This window comes from Moritella sp. F3, assembly GCF_015082335.1.
In the GTDB taxonomy this organism is placed as follows: domain Bacteria; phylum Pseudomonadota; class Gammaproteobacteria; order Enterobacterales; family Moritellaceae; genus Moritella.
The window spans coordinates 131,333-153,760 of sequence record NZ_BLRL01000007.1 but is presented as its reverse complement, the minus strand read 5'-3'; the positions used below and the strand labels follow the sequence as shown (position 1 = coordinate 153,760).

Below are 22,428 nucleotides of genomic sequence, written 5' to 3'. Positions count from 1 at the left end.
GGAATCATTTACCAAATAATGTGTTCTACACACTGGTCGTAAGCTTCTTTTAACTGCGGAAGTGTAAATCCCTTAGAGTAATAACCGTAGGTCATAGTTTTACCTCCTTCATGACCAGCAATATATGCAGCCTTGGACTCATGAACGTCACCTCGTTCCATTGCGGTTGCAAACATCACTCTGAATGAGTGAAAACACTTTGCAGAATCGGTAGAAAGATTTGCGACTTTGATTCGAGAGAACCAGCGACTCATATCAGAAGAATTTTCGAAACCAAGTAAGAGTTCATTCTCGTCTTTTGAAGCTGCGGTAGCTCTTACTGTTAAGCCAAGCTCACTGGTTAGTGGAACTAAGCGCCTAGCTGCCTCGGTCTTACCTTTTTCTATGAAAATTGCGGTAATGTCACCTTCAGTAACAACATCTTTTGCTTTTAGGGCGCATAGTTCTGCGATTCTACAGCCAGTGAAAACACCTAGCTCGAGTAGCAAGCGTTTATCAGGCTCATTAATGGCTACATTTTCTTTTATCCAAAGCATCTCGCTGGTGGTAAATGGCTGTCTTTTTTTTACTTTTTCACCCGCTGCGTAAATATTATTTTCAAATGGACTTCTGGTTTGAACTTCACCTAGAGACTCACAATAGTTCCATACAGAGCGTAAGCGACTAATAGTACCTTGCACTGTTGTTTTAGCATATTTGACCTGCAAGGTTTCGATGTAGTTGTTAACTTGTTTTTTGGTGATATCTTCAAGTTGTATATCGTATAGTTTTAGGTGCTTCAGAAATTCATCAGCGTTTCTTTTCACTTTGCGGATAGTATCTTTGGTTTTCTCATCTTTGTACTTATGAACCCAGCTCTTCAGAGCTTCTTTGAGTGTGATTTTGTATTTACTATGGTGATTTTTTCTACCATTAACAGTGGTGTAAGCATGAAGAAAAACTTCATCATCAATGGGTGTTGAAGGAGTTTCAGGCTCAAGGTCTTTTGTCATACCTTGTGTTTTTTCAAGATAATAATGCTCATCCCAGCTTTCTGGATATTTTTCTTTGTCCTCGGTCATCTGTTGCACCAGTTCAAGGAATCTATGTCTGTTTGTATTGGGTGCGTTAAACTTACGCTCCTCAAGTCTACCATTTAGTATGTCACGCTGACGCCTAGCTTCTCGTATGTCGCCAGTCCCAAGACTTTCTGATATTGAGCTTTGACCTTGAAATTGGTCTAGAAGGTCTTTAGGAATACGTCTTTGGTACCACCAAATATTGCCACGAAGCTTGAGATGTTTTTTGTCTGATGATGCCATGTAGCCAACTTTGAAGACAGTAATGTAGACAGTTATGATGCCACAAAGCCTTACATAACGCTACCTTAAGGGTTTAACGATTATTTGGGCGGTATGATGTAAGAATAGGGTTTAAACTCTATTTTTACACAGTTCTAATCATTTAAAATAAAGCCCGAATAGAAATATTCGGGCTTTTTTATTGATGGTGAATTAATATGTTAACAATATTCCCCTGTCTTAATTATGCATATTTCTGACGTTAGTTTACTTACTCTTTAAAGAGCTGCTGTAAGCTCATTGGGGACATTAGCTTTTCCATAAAGTTATTACTGCACTTTTATCTGAGCTAAACGCATAAGTCTGTCAATATTTAGGAAACTTGTTACAATGCTATTTTTTGATTTTAGGTAGACTATGAATAATAGTAATGATCCGCTACACGGCGTTAAACTTGAACAGATTCTAACCGAGCTAGAGAAGAAAATTGGTTGGGAAAAGATGGGTGAGTTGCTTAATATTCGTTGTTTTACCAATAAAGCGCGTCTTAAATCAAGCTTGAAATTTCTGCGTTCAACCCCTTGGGCACGCAGTAGAGTTGAAATTTTATACCTAAAAACATTTTGTAGTAAGCATAAAGAAACGGGGAAAATAATCAGGGCGATACTCGCTCAGAATACAGCAGTAGCAGAAACGACTTCCACCAAGCCCGCTCCCTTTGTTTGGCCAACATTGAAAGAAAAATAGACTTATGTGACACTGAATACATAAATATTTGAAAATCTTGTATGCTTTTATCTACAGGCGGCAGAGATGTAATTCGCAAATTTGTGATTACATCTCTGCTGTTAGCTATTAAACGCTAAGCCTCAGAAATTAAAAAAGCCTTAATCTGATATGTTTATATCGTGGTTAAGGCTTTTTTTGTGCCTATACTTTGTGGGCTATCGTTATATCAGTGCAATTATGTGCTGCTTAGTCGGATCTATCAGTCTATATATTGCTTGATATTTTATTATTGGTATAGTGCGGTTAACTTAGTTGGTGTTAGTTGTCATCACTTAAAGTATTTAACCTTAGTCTCTGACCGTAAAGGAATATCATGACGTTTTCAAAACCACTTACTGCACGTTTAACCGCTGTTTCAGTTGCCTTATTATTAGCGGGTTGCGCGCAAACGTCGCAATCAGACGATGTCTTTAATCTGACTGTTGCACATATCAATGATACCCATTCTAACTTCGATCCCGTTAAATCAAGCTTCACTGCCAACGGCGATACTGTATATAACGAATTTGGCGGTCATCCACGTTTAAAAACCATGTCTGACGAATATAAGCAGCAAGCACAGCAAAATGATGATAGCTTTTTATTCTTACACGGTGGTGATGCGTGGCAGGGAAGTGCGTACTTTAAGTTGAACGAAGGCGCGATGAATGCAGACATCTTAAGCATGTTCGGTATCGATGCGATGGCATTAGGTAATCATGAATTTGATTTGAACAATACCAAGCTTAATCAATTCATCAGTGATGTTAACTTTCCGGTATTGGCAGCAAACATTGATGCCAGTGAAGATGCGGATTTAAAAGACCAAACCAATTTACGTCCTTTCATGGTTTACGCATTTGATGGCAATAACAAAACGGCTATCAGCGATTTAGATAACCTACCAACAGATAAAGACTTGGTCGCTGTATTTGGCTTAGCACTAGATAACATGCCAAATATCGCGCCGAATACTGGTGATATCAAATTCTTAAACATGGTGACCTCTGCGCAAGCAACGGTTGATATGTTGAAAGCCAAAGGTGTGAACAATATTATCGCATTAACCCATATCGGTAATGCGGTAGATGTTGATGTTGCCAGTAAGGTAAACGGCATCGATTTAATAGTAGGCGGCCACTCACATACGCTATTAGGTGACTTCACGAATCTTGGTTTACACAATAACGGCACGTATGCACAGATAGTTAAAAACCCAGATAACATGGGTCAAACTTGTGTTGTACAAGCAGGTGAATACGCACAAGCTATCGGTCGTTTAGAAGTAAGTTTTAACCAACAAGGCGACATTGTTAACTGTAATGGACACAATGTATTGCTGAGCAATGACGAGTTCTATTCAAAGCCATCACGCCAAGATGATGAGAAGTTTGATAGCGCAGCTACGCAAGGTGTCGTTGAGTTTATTGACCAAGCAGAAAACATCACCATTACTGCTGAAGAAGCGACAATGCGTCAACGTATTGATGTGAACTACAAGCCTGCTGTTGACCAAGCGTACGGTAAAACCATTGCCCAAGTACCGGTAGAATTAAAGCATGAACGTCGCCCTGGCGATCGCGGTAGTGACAAACACGGTTCTGATGTCGCGCCTATTTTAGCGGAAGGCCAATACTTCTGGGCAAATACAGTTGAAGTACAGCAAGTCACGGGCATGAAAGTTGATTTTGCCTTAATCGGTGCTGGTGGCATTCGTACCAACATTGAAGCGGGTGAATATCGTCAAGGTAACGTATCGTTAGAAATGCTGCCATTCGCTAACTTTATGTCAGTTGTTCCAGTGTCGGGTAAAGTGATTAAAACACTGATTAACGATACGGTAAGTGCCACATTAGCGGCCGGTTCACACGCAGGTAAATTCCCGTATGGTGGTCACATTCGTTATAGCTACACAGAAACAGTGGCTAACAAAGCCGGTAACGTTGATTTTGTCGAAGTGATGACTGGCACTGAAGCTGCGCCATTATGGACTGCGATTGAAGACAGTAAAACTTATAACGTCGCGTTAAACAACTACAACGCTACGGGTAATGACGGTTGGACGCCACTGTATGAAGCACAGAAGAATAGCTCTGAACGTGTTGATTTAGCTTTCGTGGATGGCAAACTAACAGGCTTTAAAGTGAAGAACATTGCTAAGGTCGGTAAAAAGTACAAAGTGAATTATCAAGGTGATGCGCCAAACTGTAAAGCGGATAACACAGTGTGTAACACCGATGCGCAAGCAGTGATGAATTACATTGATAGTGAGCGTAATACATTAACGCCGTTAGGTTATGAAGTGGTGACGTTTAATCGCGCACAGTAATACGGTAATAAAGTAATCGTATTCATTTAATATAACGAAAAAGGCGCACCCTGCATGGGCGCGCCTTTTGTTATTTTACGATCTTATTTATTATTAATAAAAACCGTTATTTTTGTAGATTAACCAGTACGCGACCACGTACTTTACCCGCCATTAGATCATGCGCTGCTGCTACCGCGTCTTCTAAGCCGATCTCAGTGCCGATAGAAGTGAAGTCATCAGCTGTTAGGATTTCTGCTAAACGAGCCCACGCTTCTTCTCTGTCTGCGATAGGACGCATTACACTGTCGATACCTGCTAAGGTAATACCACGTAAGATAAACGGCGCAACACTCGCAGGGAAATCCATACCTTGTGCTAGACCACAGGCAGTAACAACACCGCCGTATTTAAGACCTGCACACACATTAGTGAGAGTGTGGCTACCCACTGAATCAACTGCTGCAGCCCAACGCTCTTTAACCATAGGACGGCCTGGTTCAGATAACGTATTACGATCAATGATCTCTGATGCACCTAATGCTTTTAGATAATCGGCTTCTTCAGGACGGCCTGTTGATGCGATAACGTTATAACCAAGTTTAGACAAGAGTGTGATAGCAAAGCTGCCCACACCACCGTTAGCACCAGTTACTAATACATCGCCTTTTTCTGGAGTGATGCCGTGACGCTCTAAAGCAATAACGGATAACATCGCAGTGTAACCAGCAGTACCGATAGCCATTGCTTGTTTCGCTGATAAACCAGTAGGTAGTTTGATTAACCAATCACTGTTGAGGCGGGCTTTTTCTGCAAGGCCACCCCAATGCTTTTCACCTACACCGAAACCGTTTAATAAAACTTGATCGCCAGCTTTAAATTTGTCGCTGTCGCTTTGTGTCACTGTACCAACAAGATCGATACCTGGCACCATAGGAAAGCTGCGTACAACTGGGCCTTTCCCTGTGATTGCTAAACCGTCTTTAAAGTTAAGCGTACTGTAAGCAACATCAATGCTTACATCACCCGTAGGCAGTTGTGATTCATCAATTGACTGTACTGACGCTGTGTATTGGTCGTCATTTTTTTCGATTAAAATACCTTTAAACATGCTTAACTCCGAATATAGACTGATCGTCTATTTAAATGTAAAAAATTTTAATAAAACTAATGTGAATTGGAAATAATGCCTTGCTCGTTATTCCTAAGTTAGGAATTAAGAAATCAAGAGAACAAGGCATCTATGATTATTTTAGCTGGTGGCGATACTGGCAATAAACGTCGTGATATATAAATCTAACGGTTGTACTGATTGTACGAGTCGCGCACGCATGACAGCGCCTTCCCAACCAATCCAAAAATATTCAGCTTGTTGCCCGCAATTGATGTTCTGTTTGATATGGCCTTGTTGCTGGGCTGTCTCTAAACAGGCTTGCATCTTACTTTCCCACACGGAAAATATATTTTGCAGAACAAGGCGATAGCTGTCGGGTAATATAGCCACTTCTTGGCCTAAGTTACCTACTAGACAGCCACGTTTAAATTCAAATTTGATAATGCCTTGCTTGGCGCCATCGGCAAATTTTACAATACGCTGTAATGGTGCGATTGATTCATCTAATAAGCATTTATCAAGTTTAGCTGCAAAATAGCTAGCATAGTTATCAATGACCGCTTGGCCAAAATCTTCCTTACTTTTAAAGTAATGATAGAAAGATCCTTTCGGTACGCCGACCTTTTTCAAAATGCCGTCGATACCAGCAGCGGCAAAGCCACTCTCTGTTAGAACTTCTACACCACTGCGAATTAACACTGCGCGGGTATCGGTATTTTCACGGGCTACTTTTGGTGGCCTACCTCGGCGAGGTTTAGCTTTAATGCCTGTCATATTTTCCATAACGCTGATTATAGACCGAGCGTCTAATTAATTGCAATGCGTAGATGTAAGAAAGATCCTTAAACAGGATCTTTGTTGATTTTGATCAGAAAACAAAAAAGACAGCCGAGGCTGTCTTTTTAATACAAAGTTGAACTGCTTAATGAAAAGCTGAATTAAGCTTGGATTAGAAGCTGTAGTTCATTTGTGCTGAGTAGATGTACGCATCGCCACTTGAAGTGAATGTTTGATTACTTTCTACAAAAGTAATTTCTTTACCTGCAACTAAGGCTGCAGCGAAATCAAATGATAGTGCTTGTGATGCTTTATATGTCACACCTGCAGTATACCAGTGACGATCTGTATCAGGTATTGCCAGTGTTGATTCGCCAGCTTGCTCATCCAGTGCGTAACCCGCACGTAATGTGATAGCTTCTGAAAGGTAATATTCACCACCAACAGCATAACGGCTTGAGTTACTGAAATCTTCTTCTTTAATTAAACAAACACCTTGACCACCGCCGCCAATTACATCGTTGCAATCTGCACCTTCCGCTTCGATATCACCAAAATCAGACCAGGTTGTGTACTGCCAGCTGTATGAGACTGCGAATTTATCGCTTAATTTGTGATAACCAGATACTTCTAAAATTGAAGGTAAGTTAATGTCTAAAGTACCATCAACAGTATTTTGCTCTCCAAAAGGATTAAGGCCTGTAGCAGTTGATGAACCTGTGTAATCACCTTCAAGTTCAGTTTTAACCTTTGATTTATAGCTAATACCTAAACGGTTATTTTTATTGATTTCATATAATGCACCAACGTTCCAACCGAAACCGTAACCATCACCTTCCATATTAGCAACGTTGTTATCTATAGAACCAGCGTGTCGCTTTAATTCAGCTGTTGCATAAACTAAGCTCACGCCTGCGCCGAAGCTTAATTCATCGTTTACACGATAAGAAATGTTTGGATTAAAGTTAACCGATACGATATGTGTTGTACCTGCAATCGTGCCATTATATCCATCTGGATATTCAGTACCAGTACCATAATTAGAGTAAACAGCTAGACCTGCAGCCCATTGATCATTAATTGGCTGGATGTAGTACATAGCCGGAACTGCTTGTGCTGGCGCTACGTCATTTGCGTTTCCTGCTGTATCGCTTGTAACATCAATTTCTGGCGATACATAAGAACCTACAACTGAAAGTTGCGCTTTATCAAAAGTTGCCATTAATGCAGGGTTACGAGCAAGTGATGCTGCATCATCGCCGATTGCTGCTTCACCAGCGAATGCGCGGCCTAGACCTGATGCTGAATGTTCACTAACCTGGAAACCTGCTGCGTGAACTTGGCTTGCTGCAAGTAATGCTGTAACTGCTAGAGCAACTTTATTAATTCTCATGTAAACCGCCATATAAAATTAGAATTTATGAATGTGATATTAGGGTCAAATAAAATGAACTTTCTAAATGCCCTGTAAATCTTGTATTGAAATCTAAGCCTTTCGTATTAGATCGTAAAGACATTTTTATAGCTTTTTATGACTAGGTGTCTAATTCCCTAATACTTTATAGAGTCCAACATTTGATTAACAAACGTTTTATTTACTTAACATTAACATTTAAGTGTTTGTTATTTAATAATAAATACGTATTTTTCATGTTTTATAAAAGGCTTTAAAAAAACTGATCGGATCTGTTTGCAAATATTTAAAATGTTACTAAGTAGCGTGTACATTTGTAGAGCTAAGACTCTATAAAATAGCGTTTTTTTTGGCCTTTATAACAAAAAATTATATATTTAGAGGTATCTATAATGTTTATTATGGTTTTTTTGAACTTTATATTTTATTAATGGCATGTTTATTTGAGGGGATTATTAATTTTGGACGAATTTTTATGTTCTTAGGTGGGGCACTAAATGAATATGCCATCCAATAAGGTGGATGGCATTGGTATATACTTTTAATTTCGAGAGATTAGAAGCTGTAGTTTAACTGCGCTGAGTATAACCAGGCATCACCATTAGAGGTAAATGTTTTAGTCCTATCAAGACTAGGATCTGCACCTGGAATGACTTCGTCGAAAGTTACTTCTTTACCCGCAACGAAGGCTGCTGCTAGGTCAAAAGATAGAGATTTTGTTGCTTTGTATGTCATACCTGCTGTATACCATTGGCGATCTGAATCGGGGATACTTAAAGTCGGATCTGCAGCTTGTTCATCATAAGCGTAACCAGCACGTAGAGTTAGGTTCTCTGTTGCATAGTATTCAGTACCTATAGAGTAGCGACTTGAATTATTGAAATTTTCTTCTTTTTTTAATACTTCTTTACCATCTAAATCGTGGGCTACGATATCACCAAAATCAGACCAAGTGGTGTATTGCCAGCTATAGGATACGGCAAGTTGATTGGTTAGTTTATGATAACCGGAAAGCTCCAAAATAGCTGGCAGAGTGTTATTCATGGTACCGTCAATGGTTTCCCAGTTTGACTCTGACCCTTTATACTCACCTTCTAGATCCATTTTTGAGCTGTGCTTATAGCTAATACCAAAGCGATGGTTTTCATTTACTTCATAGAGTGCGCCGACATTCCAGCCAAAGTTAATACCATCACCCTCCATTTCAGCCACACTTAATTGAGGTGTACCATTCAAAATATGCAAGCTTCTTTTTAGTTCCGCAGTGGTGTAAATTGCGCTAACACCTGCACCAATACTGAATTGTTCATTAATACGATAAGAGATATTTGGGTTGAATGTTGCAGTGACAATATGTGTGGTACCAGCGGCTGTATTATTACGATAGTCATCAGCATATTCAGTACCTGTACCAAAGTTAGAGTACATGGCTAAGCCAAATGCCCATTCATCATTGATTGGTTGCACATAATACATAGCAGGAACAACGGCAGAAGGGGCTACATCACTAGCACTATTTGCTTCTGCGGAACCACCGATATTAGCAAATCCTTCATCTTGACCTGTGATATTCACATCCGGTGCAACATAGGTACCAACAACAGACAGTTGCGCACGTTTAAAAGTCGCCATTAATGCTGGGTTACGTGCTAACGATGCTGCATTGTCGCCAATTGCAGCTTCACCAGCAAATGCACGGCCTAAACCTGATGCCGAATGCTCGTTAATTTGAAAACCTGCTGCATGAACCTGGCTGGCTGCAAGTAACGTTGTAATAGCAAAAGCGACTTTATTTATTCTCATGGTTCCCACCTGTTAATTAAACATTTAATTCTGAATATATTGATTAATGAATGACAACAGCCTGTATTTAGGTTGTTTTAACGTTGATGAAAAATCTATTCCTTTAGAGTTAAATCGTAAATATGTTTTTATAATGTGAATTATAAAAAGTTCATTTTTGCTATTTATTGTTTGAGGTTTAAATTGTATTTATAATACGGAATTGAAATGGTGATTAATGCTAATGGTCTGTTATTTAATAGTTTTATTGGTTTTTTGGCGGGGGGTATTGTTATTTGTAAATACAGTTTATTCATATTTAATGTTGATTAAAAATATTTATCGAAATAATTTTTCTGTAGAGTTGTAACTCTATGATCTTTATGGGGAATAGGTTTTTTAACTATTTTTTACAAACATCAACCTATAATGTGTAAACCTATGTTATTTATTTAGATACTAATGCTGACGTTAATTTACAAAGTTAAAAAAACGGCTAATGCCGCTTTTCTTTTTATCGTCAATTAGGCATTAAATAATGCCATGATTTGTCGATTTATCTGGTAGTGCTATTCACCAATATTACTTGGTTTACTCTGTTTCTTCTCTTTTAATTGCTCTGAGAATTGACCAAGTACAGTATGCATTTGCTGTAACTTACCTAGGAATGTTGCGATTGCCACATCAAACCCATCTTCATCAGTTTTTGGTAATGCTTGCTGATCGTCAACTAACTCTTCCATATAAGGTAAGAATCGATTTGAATTTGCTTTAAAGCCACTATCAGCCGCAAAGATAGCGCTAAATTTACCCATTTTACGTTTGCTTAATAACGTTAGAAACTCATCAGCCTCAATCGCTGGGTGGTAAAAGCCTTTAAGCTGTGCGGTTAGCTGTTCGTGAAGTTGTTGATTTGTCATTGCGCTGGGCTCTTATCAATAAATGGGTCGGTATTATAAGCATCTTGAACTCGATTGGATATCACATTTTTATATATATTAAATGCAGGGTGCTTATATATTGATTCGCTAAATGTGATCCAGCTCAATTTTGCTAGATCTAAACCTCAAAATCATGCTTTAATACTCAGTCAATGGAATGAGTGACAAGATAAGCATCTGCTTAGTTGTATCAGTTAACTGTCATTGAAACTGCCATGATAAAGGGCTGTTTGAGTACGGTTAACTGATATATCTATGAGGACGTACTAAGATGAAAAAAATTCTTGTGATCGGAGGCGGTGCTGGTGGCCTTGAGCTTGCTACGCAACTGGGTCGTAAATTGGGTAAAAAAGGTAAAGCGAGCATTACGCTGGTTGATCGTAATAAAACCCACCTGTGGAAACCGTTATTACATGAAGTTGCAACGGGTTCACTGGATACTGGTATTGATGCATTAAGTTATGCGGCACACGCGAAGAATCAAGGTTTTGATTTTCAGCTAGGTAGTTTTTCAGGTTTAGACCGTGAAACGAAAACCGTGACTATTGCACCTTTGTATAATGACTGTGACGAATTGTTAATTGCTGAGCGTACTTTACAATACGATTACTTAGTATTGGCGATTGGTAGTATGTGTAATGACTTTAATACTAAAGGTGTTAAAGACAACTGCATTTTCTTGGATAGCCCAGACCAAGCACACCGTTTCCATAAAGAATTGTTAAATGCATTTTTATTGCATGGCGCGAACAAAAATAAAGATGCCAAAGTTAACATCGCTATCGTTGGCGCGGGTGCAACGGGTGTTGAACTTTCAGCTGAATTACACAATACCGCATCACAGTTATCGGCTTATGGTTTTACCAATGTAAACCAAGAATCGTTAAACGTAACGCTAGTAGAAGCAGGCAAAAGTATTTTACCGGCATTACCAGCGCGTATTTCCGCTGCCGCGCACCATGAATTAACTAAAATTGGTGTTGATGTTCGCACCGAAACCATGGTGACGGAAGCGAACAGTGAAGGTTTGGTGACTAAAGATGGTGAACAAATCCCTGCGTCATTAATGGTATGGGCTGCGGGCATTAAAGCGCCAGACTTTATGAAAGATATTGCAGGCCTAGAAACCAACCGTATTAACCAGATCGTGGTTAAAGGTAGTTTACAAGCAAGCCGTGATGACAGTATTTTTGTGATTGGCGATTTAGCATCGTGCGCACAAGCTGATGGTTCATTTGTACCGCCGCGTGCGCAAGCTGCACATCAAATGGCGACGGTAGCATTTAAAAATATCATGACGCTGATGCAAGGTGGTTCAACATTAAAATCATTTGTCTATCATGATCATGGTTCATTGGTGTCGTTAAGTAGCTTTAGTACTGTGGGTAGCCTGATGGGGAACCTAACTAAAGGTAGTATGATGGTTGAAGGTCGTATTGCTAGAATGGTGTATATTTCACTATATCGCATGCACCAAATTGCCTTACACGGTTATGTGAAAACAGGCTTGATGATGTTGGTTGGTAGTTTAAACCGCGTATTACGCCCAACACTTAAATTACATTAGATTGTTATTTAGGTCATAAAACATAAGACGATTAGAAGGAATGACTTTGCGGTCATTCCTTTTTTTTGCATGAATTTTATGAATGGCTAGCGGATGCTAAATAGAAATAGGCGTTTTACTTTTCTCACCGCCAATCTCACGTACTAATTTAGGTACTAAAAATCCTGGTAACCGTAATAGTAGTTCATTCATTAATGCGACGGCTTTGGCTTCCGGTACTTCAAAGTGACTAGCTCCTTCGACTTTATCTAACACATGTAAGTAATAAGGCTGAATACGGTTATCAAACAGACGCTCATGTAATTCCACTAAATCATCGGCATTATCATTAATGTCAGCCAGTAATACCGCCTGATTATATAAGCTGATCCCAGCACTGGTGAGTTTCGCTAATGCAACGGGTAGTTCTGCGGCTAACTCATTCGGGTGGTTGATGTGTAATACCACGCTACAGCGTAAACTCGATTGTTTTAACAGAGTCACGAATTCATCTGTTACGCGGCTAGGCATCACCACGGGTAAGCGCGTATGTATACGCAAACGCTTAAGGTGTGGGATCTGTTCTAATTGTTCAACCAACCAACCGAGTTGATCATCATTGGCCATGAGCGGATCACCGCCACTGAAAATAACTTCAATGATCTCGGGTTTAGAGCGAATATAGTCAATCGCTTGTTGCCATTCATGCTTGTTATTACTATTGTCTTGATAAGGGAAGTGACGACGGAAACAATAACGGCAGTTGATCGCACAACCACCACGGACAATAAACAGTACCCGGTTGGTGTATTTGTGCAGTAATCCAGGTACCACAGATTCATGCTCATCAAGCGGATCTTTAACGAATCCGGCTTTTTGGATGAACTCTTGCTGTTTGGGCATGACTTGCAAAAACAGTGGGTCTTTAGGGTTACCTTTTTCCATGCGATCCACAAACGATTGTGGCACGCGCATAGGGAATAACTGCCTTGCCGCAAAATCTGCTTGGAAAGCTGTCTCGGAAAGTTCTAGTATAAAAAGTAGCTTTCTGGGATCTGAAATGGCACTTGCTAAGTCTTTTTTCCAATTTTCCTGCATATTTGCTCCATTTCGGGTTATCATTTGCGGCATTATTGAACTCTAATTATTGAAATCTATTTTTTCATGAGGATAACATGGCAACATACAAAACCAGTGATTTTAAAGGCGGTTTAAAATTCATGCTTGATAATGAGCCTTGCTCTATTATGGAACATGATCATGTAAAACCAGGTAAAGGCCAAGCATTTCATCGCGTTAAAGTTCGTCGTTTAGTTTCTGGTAAAATTCTAGAAAAAACATTTAAGTCTGGTGAAACTGTTGAAGCAGCAGACGTAATGGAAGTAGAATTAGCGTATCTATATAACGATGGCGAATACTTCCATTTTATGAACAATGAATCGTTTGAGCAAGTTGAAGCTGACGTAAAAGCAGTTGGCGATACGGCTAAATGGTTAGTTGAACAAGATATCTGCGTAATTACGACGTGGAACGATAACCCAATTGCTGTTACACCACCAAACTTTGTTGAATTGGAAGTAACAGAAACAGATCCAGGCCTAAAAGGCGATACACAGGGTACAGGTGGTAAACCTGCAACATTGACTACTGGTGCCGTTGTACGCGTACCACTATTCATCCAAATTGGTGAAGTAGTTAAAGTTGATACACGTACTGGCGAATATGTTGGTCGTGTTAAATAAGTTGATTATACGCTAACTCTATTAGTGTTTATGAACAATAAAATGCCAGTCTTTGACTGGCATTTTAGTTTTTGGCAAACCATAAAATGCCCATTTAAAGACGTAAAAGTAATACCGATAATATGAATCAACGTAAATCGGCGGTCTTTAATTAGGGCTATGCAGATGATGAATAGCATTACTTTTTTAGGTTATGATAACCGGAGTGGATATGAGTGAATTAAATTGGCAGCCGAGTGCAAGTTTTACTGCGCTACGTGCGCGAGCATCGGTATTAAATAGCATCCGTCAGTTCTTTGCGACACGTGATGTACTAGAAGTTGATACGCCTGCGATGAGTCAAGCTGCGGTGACCGATGTACATTTAGATGCATTTAGCACGGAATTTGTTGGCCCCGGTTACAGCCAAGGTCTGTCCTTATATCTGCAGACGTCCCCTGAATTTCACATGAAAAGATTGCTAGCAGCAGGCAGTGGCTGTATTTACCAGATGAGTAAATCATTCCGTAATGAAGAAGCTGGCCGCCACCATAATCCTGAATTCACTATGCTGGAATGGTATCGTATTGGTTTTGACCATTTTCAATTGATGGATGAAATGTCAGAGTTACTGACTTTGGTATTAAGTACAGGTAAAGAGCAGCGTTTCACTTATCAAAATGCGTTTAAGCAATTTTTACAGCTGGATCCGTTAACCGCGACGATGGATGAATTACGTCAAGCGGCAAAACCGTACGGGGTTTATGACGTATTAGAGAATGAACCTGATCGCGATACTATTTTACAATTATTATTTTACGTTGGTGTCGAGAGTCAAGTAGGCCAAGACGTACCGTGCTTTATTTATGATTTCCCTGCATCGCAAGCGGCATTGGCGCGCATTAGCCCGCAAGATACACGCGTCGCAGAGCGCTTTGAGGTGTATTTTAAAGGGATTGAATTAGCGAATGGCTTTCATGAACTCGCTGATGCTAAAGAGCAGTTAAGACGCTTTAAAGCCGATAATACTAAGCGTAAGACGATGGATTTACCCGAACAACCTATCGACTATCATCTGATTGATGCGCTTACAGCTGGTTTTCCTGATTGTGCCGGCGTGGCGCTAGGTATCGATCGACTAGTGATGTTAACGATGGGCGCAAATAGCCTTGATGAGGTTATTGCCTTTCCTACCCCTAGGGCTTAAGAGGGGTTAAAAAAGAAAGGATGAGTACGTTAGCGATTGACGCTAAATCGTATTTACTCATCCTTTCTATTTCTATTTCTATTTCTATTTTAAGTCGAATTGCGAGTGCTAGCTCAAGAGCTGTTTATCGTAAGCTGCCTTTCTTCATACTCATGATATGGCTACTGTCACTGACTTTAAAACCATCTTTTACGCGCAAATCTAATTGCGGTAATGCAATGCGAATATTGTGTTCTTTAAAGACATGGGTGATGCGCGTATTCAATTCATGAGTCATGGTTAAACGATGGCCCATTTCTGATACATAACAACGTACTTCAAAGCGTAGTGCATGTTGAGCAAATTCAATAAAGAATACTTCCGGACTAGGGTTATCTAAGCTTAAGCTATTCTCTTCGGCACTTTCTAATAGCAGTTTGGTGACTAACTCAATATCAGAATTAAATTCCACGCCAATATTAATGATCACGCGCGTAATAGAATCAGATAATGACCAGTTAATAAATTGCTCGGTAATAAAGGCTTTATTCGGCACAATGATTTCTTTTCTATCCCAATCGACAATCGTCGTCGCTCGGGTTTGAATTTTACTGATGCTGCCCGTTAAATCACGGATTGTCACGGTATCACCAATACGGATCGGTTTTTCAAATAAGATGATTAAACCGGAAACGAAGTTGGCAAAAATCTCTTGTAGACCAAAACCTAAACCGACGGTTAACGCGGCGACTAACCATTGGGTTTTCGCCCAATCAACCCCTAAGAAGTTAAAACCAACCACAAAACCAATCGAGATAGTCATGTATTTGGCTAAGGTCGTGATCGCAAAACCGGTACCCGGAGAGAGATCTAAATGCTGTAAAATTAACAGTTCCAGTGCACCTGATAAATTACGTATGAGTACCAAGGTAAGTACAAAAATAATCAGTGCTAATAGACAACTTTTTAAGGTGATGGGATCAACATATTCAATCCCATTTGAGGTATTAGACGCATCCCATAATGTCACCGTGTCTAAAAAGATAAAGGCGCTTTGAATCTCAGACCAAAATAGGGCGTTTAACGCGACAAATAACAGCGTTAACAAGGTGCGTAATAACCCCAGTGATTGGGCACTGATTTGATCTAAATCGATCTCTGGTTCTTCAATGTCAAAGTGACTTTCTTGACTGCTATTCTGTCCACCTTTTTCAACTTCTTTAACACGCTGCGCAATAATATCAATACGTTTTGCTTTCGCTCGTTCAAACGCTAAACGGCGTTTTTGCAAATGCATACCACGACGAATTAAGTAATACGTTAATAAAAATAACAGCCCCATTAATAGCGAGGACTCCATTTGTTTTAGCAATACTTGTGCAGTATATAAGTAACCCATGATAGCCATGATCGCAGAGGCAATTGGCGCCATGATAAATATGGTCCAGATGGTGTGATGGACAATATGTGGTTTACCATTATTCTTTTGCTTGTAGGTCAGAGGTAATTTTTCACGGTACAAACGGTAATAAAATTGTACCAAGGCACCACAAGTTATGATGAACGCAAGGCGGCCGAGTGAACCATCATATGCTTGTTCAGGATATCGGTAGCAAAGTACTTGGATGATGTAAGAAGGCCAAGAGATGAAGAACAGCACTTGGTAGTAGCCCCAAATTTTAGCAATGCGGGCCTTATCTATTTTCAAGTGGATCTGCAGTAAGCCTTTATGGCGAGTCAGGTTACGCATGAATAAATAGATGACTAATAAAAAGAGTGAATCTTGTATTGCATGCCCCATATTAACGGCAAAGGGATACTGCCATGCATTTATTAATAACTTGGTAATGATAAAGAGTGAGAGTGGTAAAATGAGTGCGTCGGCGGCTGAAAAGGCAAGATTACGCAGAGTATAAACGAACTTGTCCTGGGTTACTTTGCCTACTTTTGGAGACGTATCGGCAATATGCTTGGTAAAATACTTGTTCAGCGGGGTGCCTAAATAGAACAAACCTAAAATGAGTAATGTCGCCAAGCTCAACGCTGTTAATGGTGAAGAAAACAAAGCTTGGGGGATAGTAATACTGTTCTCAATGGACGTAAGCCAAAGCATACTTGAAAAGAGTTCAGTAATACTTTGTGTACCGAGTAAGGGGATATTTGGCACCCAAAACAAGTGCTCATCAGCTTGCTGTTTAATCTGCACTAGGGTGCTATTCATTTTGCTGTAGCTGACTTTTAATTTTGCTTGTTCGTAGATATGATTATCTAAGCTCGAAATCAATTTGCTAAGTAACAGTCGACGTAACTCAATAAAGCGTAACAAACTGGTCTCTTCTTCAGCTGTTAGTGGCTTTGTTGTTAACGGTAAACTGTCTAATTGCGTGAGCATTTTCTGATAGCGAAAACGAGATAAGCGGCTTTCGACGATCTCTTCTTCTAGTTTTTCTAGCGGTGGCTCTGCTGGTAAACTACTGACTTGAGCACGTAAGTTCTCTCCAAATGCAGAACTGATTTTTAACCATTCAACTTGCTCATTAAAGTTAATTAAAGTGGTCGTGAGCGCGTCGACTTGTTGCGACACCTCTTGTTGTTTGGTTTGAATCGTTTCATTTTTAGCTGAAACTCTTTCTAGTTCGTTCGAGAGTTCTTGGTTTATTTCCAGCTGCAGTTGTAAAAACGGTGAGCTAATCAGTGATGAGTCATTGATCTGTTTACTGCGTGCGATCGCGTCTTCGGTTTCTTTACGTAATATAATGTTACGCAGTTCGGTTAATGTCGCTAAGTAGTGGCTAATGTCTTTTTGTTTTAGCAGCCCTAAGCGTCGATTTAGTTGCGCTAATTCACTGCGGTTACTGGCACTGAGTTGTTCCAGTTCTAACATGTGGATCTGGGTCGATAGTGACGATTGCTTGATTTGCAGGCCGATACGCAATGATTCCTGCTCATCGTTTAAGTTCGAGTCACTGTTTCCGACTAATTTATCATGTTCTTTTTGGGCGCTGGCCAATTTAGTACGTAAGCGTTCGATATCAGTCTGAAACGAGCTGATCCTAATACCTATCGTAGTGAGTTCGCTGCTACGCGCCTGTTGCTGCTGTTTTAATTCTGTTTGATTCGAATTTCTTCGACCAATCTCGCGTTCAATTTTATTTAATGGCCAGTCACTTGCATCGGGGAAAATAGTTGGCTGATAATCTGATATGGCCGTTCTTAAAGCTTGGGAGGTGGCGGGAAAATCATCAATTATTTTTTGATAGCGGTTTGCCGTTTGACGTGCCTTAGTATCTTCGCTCAGATCCTTTAAGGCTTGCTCATAGTGCTTGATCTGTAATTTAACCGACGGCGTAAGTTCGAGCTCTTGCAGCTGAGAGATCGTGTTATCAAGCTGCGCTTCACCATAACTCAGTTGTGCTTGCACAGGTGTAATAAATAATGAAAATAGAATAAGTAACACTACATAATTTTTAGTCATCATAATATTTCATAAGTACCATTGATAACGCGGTTGATTTAAAGCTATCCGTAGTCAAATCGCGTTACTTGGACCTATTTCTTTCCTGCATTCCATGTTTCAAAAAGGGCGGCTGACACCACGAGTACACCACCGGTGATGGTAGCAGTATTGGGTATTTCAGCTAAAAAAGGGATCGCGAGCAAAGTACCGTAAAGTGGCTGTAAACAGGAGATAAGACCCACTGTTTTAGCTTTTAGGTAACGTAATGCTGTTACTAGTAATGTGTGTGGCATTGCGGTAAAGCAAATTCCTAACACAACTAATAACGTCCAATTGTCATTATTTATAGCCGCTAATTCTACACCCAAAAAAGGTGAAAGCATACACGCGGTTAATAATGTTTGATAAAACATTGTGTGGGGACCACTGTAATGTGAGAGCTTACGTTTGTAGAGGATATTCCTTAAAGTAAACAGAAATGCAGAGCTAATACCGCTGATAATCCCTAACGTAACTTCATTCTCTAATGACAGTTCTGGTACTAATAAACTAATGCCGATTAATACCACACATGCCGAAATAATATCCTGAGATTGAATTTTTTCTTTATTAAACAGGGGTTCTAAAAACACCGTCATCACAGGATAAGTATAGAAAGCGATTAGACCTATCGCAATCGTTGACAATTGCATGCCGAGAAAGAAGGTTACCCAATGCGCACCTACTAATGCCGCTAATAATAGCGCCCACCCATAGTCAGCGAAGGTATTTAATCGCAATCGCTGTTTGGTTACTTTTAGTAATAAACACAGAACTGTCGCCGCAATAACACAACGGATAATTGTGATATCAAGGGCGCTTAATGATATGAGCTTGGAAAATAAGGTGGTGCCACCAAGTAACAGTGTTGCAGAATGAAGTGCCCAAAGGCCTTGTTTACGTTGTTCCATGAATTGCTTACATCCTTGCAATTGGTAGCCAGATCAATTGGCATTATGAGTAATGGTTTTATTGTCGATATTGGTGTTTTGGTTATAGAGGCATTTAGTGCTGAGTGCTAATTATCGAATGTCAGTGGGAGCAGTAATCTAACCCGTTATAGCATGCTGTATAACGGGTTAATCGAGCTAATAGACTTGCTTATTTAGCTTTGATACGAGCGAATGCTTCACCCATTATCGTTGGCGTTGTTGGCTGTAGTTCATCAACAAATTCAATCGCGTCTTTAGCAAACACGGCAACAATAGTCGAACCAAGTTTAAAGCGACCCATTTCTGCGCCTTTTTCGATAACGATTGGCGCTTGGTTTTCATACGTCCAGCGTACGATCTCTTTATTCTTCGACGGTGCCACTGTGCCGTGCCAGATTGTCTCAATTGAAGCAACGATTGTGGCACCAACTAATACCATTGCAAACGGGCCAACTTCAGTATCAAAGATAGCGATAGCACGTTCGTTACGCGCAAATAGATTTGGTACATTTTGCGCCGTTAGTGGATTAACTGAAAACAGATCACCAGGTGCAAAAATCATTTCTTTTAACGTACCAGTAATTGGCATGTGAATACGGTGGTAATCACGTGGCGACAGATAAACCGTCGCGAAGTCACCGTCTTCAAATTTGTTCGCTAGTTGACGATCGCCACCTAATAATTCGCAAACACTATAGTCATGACCTTTAGCTTGCACAATACGACCTTGCGTAATAGGACCTGCTTGGCTAACTGCACCATCTACTGGTTGGCATAACATGTTGTCGTCAGCATTGATTGGGCGCACGCCTTCTTTTAATTCACGGGTAAAGAAGTCGTTAAATGTTTGGAAGTGTGCAGGATCTGAATGCTTTGCTTCATCCATGTTGACATTGTAACGCTTGATAAACCACGTGATCACATTAGTGGTTACTTTGCCATGCGCGCCGGCAGCAAATAAACCAATAAGACGAGATAAACCGTGTTGAGGAAAGCAATATTGGGCAATAACTTTAAGCTTGTCTAGCACCTGAGAGCCTCTTAAATAGTTGAATAGTGATAATTAAATAGAATTAACGCTATTGTAACAACTTTGACTATTGTTGTCAGAATTAGCGTGATGATTTTAATCAGTTAATCGTTACCTTGCTCTTTTATAATAGCAAGGTAACTGCGATATGATTGTCATATGACATTTATATAAATCAGTTATTTACGTACTGGCACATGACGAGTCGGGCGGTTATCTAGCATAGTTTCTAAGATGCGTAGGTAGTTATCAAAGCGTACTTTTTTGATCTTACCTTGTTTTATCGCATCTTGGAGTGCACAACCTGGATCGTTCTTATGTTTACAATCACGGAAACGACATTCACCTAAGAAATCACGGAATTCAATAAAGCCGTTCGCGATCTCTTCTGGTTTCATGTGCCAAAGTGAAAATTCACGTACCCCAGGTGAATCAATCAAATCACCACCTGATGGGAAGTGATATAAACGTGCTGTCGTTGTAGTGTGCGTACCAAGACCAGACTTTTCTGATACATCGCCTACATCAACATCGAGTTCAGGCATTAATGCATTAACCAGTGATGATTTCCCCACGCCTGATTGACCAACAAAGATAGTGGTATTATCTTTTAATAGATGTTGTAACTCAGATAAGCCCTTACCTTCGAGAGAAGATACTTGCCATACTTCATAGCCGATATCACGGTAAGTTTGTAATTGTCGGTTTATGGTAAACAATTCATCTTGGCTCAATAAATCAATTTTGTTTAATAAGATCACTGGACGAATTTTTACATCTTCGGCAGCGACGATATAACGGTCGATAATATTAGTTGAGAATTCAGGCACCACAGAAGATACGATCACTATTTGATCGATATTTGCAGCAATAGGTTTAATACCATCGTAGAAATCAGGACGGGTTAATACCGTTCTGCGTTCATGTACCGCTTCGATAATACCTGAAATGCCTTGTAGCTGTTCATTACCTAAGCGCCAAACTACACGGTCGCCAGTGACTAAGCTTGCAATAGAACGACGTAGATTACAGCGGTGAATTACACCATTCTCATCTTCTACATCAGCATGTTGACCAAAACGGCTAATGATCACACCTTCTTGTTTTTTACCGAGAAGTGCGTCATCCCATTCTTTAGTATCTTGCTTTTCTAGACGCTTAGTCTGGTTGCTACGTACACGACGTATTTGACCTTGGGTTAAATGTTTCTTTTTAGCCACGGGTAATTTAATTCCTGATTTGTAACAAGCGTATTGTAGTACAGCTGTTGCTGTACATCGCATTTCGAGGTCGATTGGGTATAATAACCTTAAACATACGATTAAACGACAACTATTAGGATCCCCTCTATGCAACTTGCCGACAACGCTGCGCAGTTTAATGAAAATAATTTAGTTTGGATTGACCTAGAAATGACAGGTCTTGATCCAGAAAAATGCTTGATCATTGAAATTGCTACTATCGTCACTGATAGTGAATTGAACATTCTTGCAGAAGGACCTGTATTAGCTATTCACCAAGATAAAACCGAATTGGATAAGATGGATGAGTGGTGTACAACTCATCATACTAATTCAGGACTGGTTAGGCGTGTATTAGCGAGTAATGTCACTGAAGAAGAGGCTGTTGCGCAAACATTAGCATTCTTAGATAAGTGGGTGCCGGCTGGTAAATCACCATTGTGTGGTAACAGTATTGGTCAAGATCGTCGTTTCTTAGTTAAATATATGACGGAATTGAATGATTATTTCCATTACCGTAATGTTGATGTGAGCACGATTAAAGAATTAGGTCGCCGTTGGTGCCCTGAGGTGGTATCAAGTTTTCATAAACAAGGTTTGCATTTAGCACTGGATGATATTCGCGAATCAATTGGTGAATTACAGCATTATCGCCAACATATGTTTAAAATTTAAGCAGTCAAACGACTGGTTGGATAATTTTACAACCTTATAGTCCAAACATTCAGCAATATAAGGCTTATTTATAATAAAGCCTAGCTCTATGCTTGCAAAAACCAGTCGGTTCTATATAATTCGGCACCTAAGATGATATGCGGTACTAGCTCAGTTGGTAGAGCGCAACCTTGCCAAGGTTGAGGTCAAGAGTTCGAGCCTCTTGTACCGCTCCAAT

17 protein-coding genes and 1 tRNA gene are annotated in these 22,428 nt (G+C 40.0%); 7 read left to right on the top strand and 11 right to left on the bottom strand.

What is annotated here, in order from left to right; translation table 11 throughout:
* Positions 1 to 8 precede the first annotated feature (8 nt).
* Complete coding sequence (locus JFU56_RS13745; protein WP_198437862.1) at positions 9 to 1,301, bottom strand: DUF6538 domain-containing protein; 1,293 nt, start codon at positions 1,299 to 1,301, stop codon at positions 9 to 11.
* A gap of 396 nt (positions 1,302 to 1,697) precedes the next feature.
* On the opposite strand from JFU56_RS13745, the gene JFU56_RS13740 reads away from it, so the two are divergent.
* Complete coding sequence (locus tag JFU56_RS13740; protein ID WP_198437861.1) at positions 1,698 to 2,027, top strand: VF530 family DNA-binding protein; 330 nt, start codon at positions 1,698 to 1,700, stop codon at positions 2,025 to 2,027.
* Positions 2,028 to 2,382: 355 nt separating this feature from the next.
* The gene (locus JFU56_RS13735) at positions 2,383 to 4,377 is read left to right on the top strand and encodes a bifunctional UDP-sugar hydrolase/5'-nucleotidase (protein WP_198437860.1); all 1,995 of its coding nucleotides are present in this window, start codon (positions 2,383 to 2,385) and stop codon (positions 4,375 to 4,377) included.
* Between the two features lie 106 nt (positions 4,378 to 4,483).
* On the opposite strand, the gene JFU56_RS13730 is transcribed toward JFU56_RS13735, so the two are convergent.
* The 5 genes from JFU56_RS13730 to JFU56_RS13710 form a co-directional block, all read right to left on the bottom strand.
* On the bottom strand, positions 4,484 to 5,467 hold the full coding sequence (locus tag JFU56_RS13730; RefSeq protein WP_198437859.1) for an MDR family oxidoreductase: 984 nt from the start codon (positions 5,465 to 5,467) through the stop codon (positions 4,484 to 4,486).
* Positions 5,468 to 5,608: 141 nt separating this feature from the next.
* Entirely contained in the window at positions 5,609 to 6,244 is a 636-nt protein-coding gene (locus tag JFU56_RS13725; protein WP_198437858.1) for a TetR/AcrR family transcriptional regulator, read from the bottom strand.
* Between the two features lie 175 nt (positions 6,245 to 6,419).
* A complete protein-coding gene (locus JFU56_RS13720) occupies positions 6,420 to 7,640 on the bottom strand; it encodes an OmpP1/FadL family transporter (protein WP_198437857.1) in 1,221 nt (406 codons plus the stop codon).
* Between the two features lie 576 nt (positions 7,641 to 8,216).
* Positions 8,217 to 9,464, bottom strand: coding sequence for an OmpP1/FadL family transporter (locus tag JFU56_RS13715; protein ID WP_198437856.1), 1,248 nt, complete (start codon positions 9,462 to 9,464; stop codon positions 8,217 to 8,219).
* A gap of 548 nt (positions 9,465 to 10,012) precedes the next feature.
* Complete coding sequence (locus JFU56_RS13710; protein ID WP_019439638.1) at positions 10,013 to 10,363, bottom strand: hypothetical protein; 351 nt, start codon at positions 10,361 to 10,363, stop codon at positions 10,013 to 10,015.
* Positions 10,364 to 10,655: 292 nt separating this feature from the next.
* Between JFU56_RS13710 and JFU56_RS13705 the strand changes: the two genes are divergently transcribed.
* Positions 10,656 to 11,951, top strand: a complete 1,296-nt coding sequence (locus JFU56_RS13705) for an NAD(P)/FAD-dependent oxidoreductase (protein WP_198437855.1) — start codon at positions 10,656 to 10,658, stop codon at positions 11,949 to 11,951.
* Positions 11,952 to 12,047: 96 nt separating this feature from the next.
* Here the strand turns inward: JFU56_RS13705 and epmB are convergent, their stop codons facing one another.
* Positions 12,048 to 13,061, bottom strand: coding sequence for an EF-P beta-lysylation protein EpmB (gene epmB, locus JFU56_RS13700; protein ID WP_198437854.1), 1,014 nt, complete (start codon positions 13,059 to 13,061; stop codon positions 12,048 to 12,050).
* A 44-nt stretch (positions 13,062 to 13,105) separates the two neighbouring features.
* Here epmB and efp point away from each other — a divergent pair, with 44 nt between their 5' ends.
* Entirely contained in the window at positions 13,106 to 13,672 is a 567-nt protein-coding gene (gene efp, locus JFU56_RS13695; protein ID WP_198437853.1) for an elongation factor P, read from the top strand.
* A 211-nt stretch (positions 13,673 to 13,883) separates the two neighbouring features.
* Entirely contained in the window at positions 13,884 to 14,858 is a 975-nt protein-coding gene (epmA, locus tag JFU56_RS13690) for an elongation factor P--(R)-beta-lysine ligase (RefSeq protein ID WP_198437852.1), read from the top strand.
* A 124-nt stretch (positions 14,859 to 14,982) separates the two neighbouring features.
* On the opposite strand, the gene mscM is transcribed toward epmA, so the two are convergent.
* The 4 genes from mscM to rsgA form a co-directional block, all read right to left on the bottom strand.
* A complete protein-coding gene (mscM, locus tag JFU56_RS13685) occupies positions 14,983 to 18,315 on the bottom strand; it encodes a miniconductance mechanosensitive channel MscM (protein WP_198437851.1) in 3,333 nt (1,110 codons plus the stop codon).
* 71 nt (positions 18,316 to 18,386) lie between these two features.
* Positions 18,387 to 19,244: a DMT family transporter gene (locus tag JFU56_RS13680; protein WP_198437850.1), complete on the bottom strand. Its 858-nt coding sequence runs from the start codon at positions 19,242 to 19,244 to the stop codon at positions 18,387 to 18,389.
* 190 nt (positions 19,245 to 19,434) lie between these two features.
* Positions 19,435 to 20,295 carry an archaetidylserine decarboxylase gene (gene asd / locus JFU56_RS13675; RefSeq protein WP_198437849.1) on the bottom strand — a complete coding sequence of 287 codons (861 nt, stop codon included), beginning with the start codon at positions 20,293 to 20,295 and terminating at the stop codon, positions 19,435 to 19,437.
* A 179-nt stretch (positions 20,296 to 20,474) separates the two neighbouring features.
* Positions 20,475 to 21,515 (bottom strand): small ribosomal subunit biogenesis GTPase RsgA, encoded by a 1,041-nt coding sequence (rsgA, locus tag JFU56_RS13670; RefSeq protein WP_198437848.1) that lies wholly within the window; start codon positions 21,513 to 21,515, stop codon positions 20,475 to 20,477.
* Between the two features lie 129 nt (positions 21,516 to 21,644).
* Between rsgA and orn the strand changes: the two genes are divergently transcribed.
* Together orn and JFU56_RS13660 are read left to right on the top strand one after the other, a co-directional pair.
* The gene (gene orn, locus JFU56_RS13665; protein WP_198437847.1) at positions 21,645 to 22,211 is read left to right on the top strand and encodes an oligoribonuclease; all 567 of its coding nucleotides are present in this window, start codon (positions 21,645 to 21,647) and stop codon (positions 22,209 to 22,211) included.
* A 139-nt stretch (positions 22,212 to 22,350) separates the two neighbouring features.
* Positions 22,351 to 22,426, top strand: a tRNA-Gly gene (locus tag JFU56_RS13660).
* The last annotated feature ends 2 nt before the right edge of the window (positions 22,427 to 22,428 follow it).

What these genes read in the sequence shown, in the direction of transcription:
- mscM (WP_198437851.1), bottom strand. Translation starts at nt 18,315, where the DNA reads ATGATGACTAAAAATTATGTAGTGTTACTTATTCTATTTTCATTATTT.
- epmA (WP_198437852.1), top strand. Translation starts at nt 13,884, where the DNA reads ATGAGTGAATTAAATTGGCAGCCGAGTGCAAGTTTTACTGCGCTACGT.
- JFU56_RS13730 (WP_198437859.1), bottom strand. Translation starts at nt 5,467, where the DNA reads ATGTTTAAAGGTATTTTAATCGAAAAAAATGACGACCAATACACAGCG.
- JFU56_RS13715 (WP_198437856.1), bottom strand. Translation starts at nt 9,464, where the DNA reads ATGAGAATAAATAAAGTCGCTTTTGCTATTACAACGTTACTTGCAGCC.
- JFU56_RS13725 (WP_198437858.1), bottom strand. Translation starts at nt 6,244, where the DNA reads ATGACAGGCATTAAAGCTAAACCTCGCCGAGGTAGGCCACCAAAAGTA.
- JFU56_RS13680 (WP_198437850.1), bottom strand. Translation starts at nt 19,244, where the DNA reads ATGGAACAACGTAAACAAGGCCTTTGGGCACTTCATTCTGCAACACTG.
- JFU56_RS13705 (WP_198437855.1), top strand. Translation starts at nt 10,656, where the DNA reads ATGAAAAAAATTCTTGTGATCGGAGGCGGTGCTGGTGGCCTTGAGCTT.
- orn (WP_198437847.1), top strand. Translation starts at nt 21,645, where the DNA reads ATGCAACTTGCCGACAACGCTGCGCAGTTTAATGAAAATAATTTAGTT.
- JFU56_RS13745 (WP_198437862.1), bottom strand. Translation starts at nt 1,301, where the DNA reads ATGGCATCATCAGACAAAAAACATCTCAAGCTTCGTGGCAATATTTGG.
- JFU56_RS13740 (WP_198437861.1), top strand. Translation starts at nt 1,698, where the DNA reads ATGAATAATAGTAATGATCCGCTACACGGCGTTAAACTTGAACAGATT.
- JFU56_RS13710 (WP_019439638.1), bottom strand. Translation starts at nt 10,363, where the DNA reads ATGACAAATCAACAACTTCACGAACAGCTAACCGCACAGCTTAAAGGC.
- JFU56_RS13735 (WP_198437860.1), top strand. Translation starts at nt 2,383, where the DNA reads ATGACGTTTTCAAAACCACTTACTGCACGTTTAACCGCTGTTTCAGTT.
- efp (WP_198437853.1), top strand. Translation starts at nt 13,106, where the DNA reads ATGGCAACATACAAAACCAGTGATTTTAAAGGCGGTTTAAAATTCATG.
- epmB (WP_198437854.1), bottom strand. Translation starts at nt 13,061, where the DNA reads ATGCCGCAAATGATAACCCGAAATGGAGCAAATATGCAGGAAAATTGG.
- JFU56_RS13720 (WP_198437857.1), bottom strand. Translation starts at nt 7,640, where the DNA reads ATGAGAATTAATAAAGTTGCTCTAGCAGTTACAGCATTACTTGCAGCA.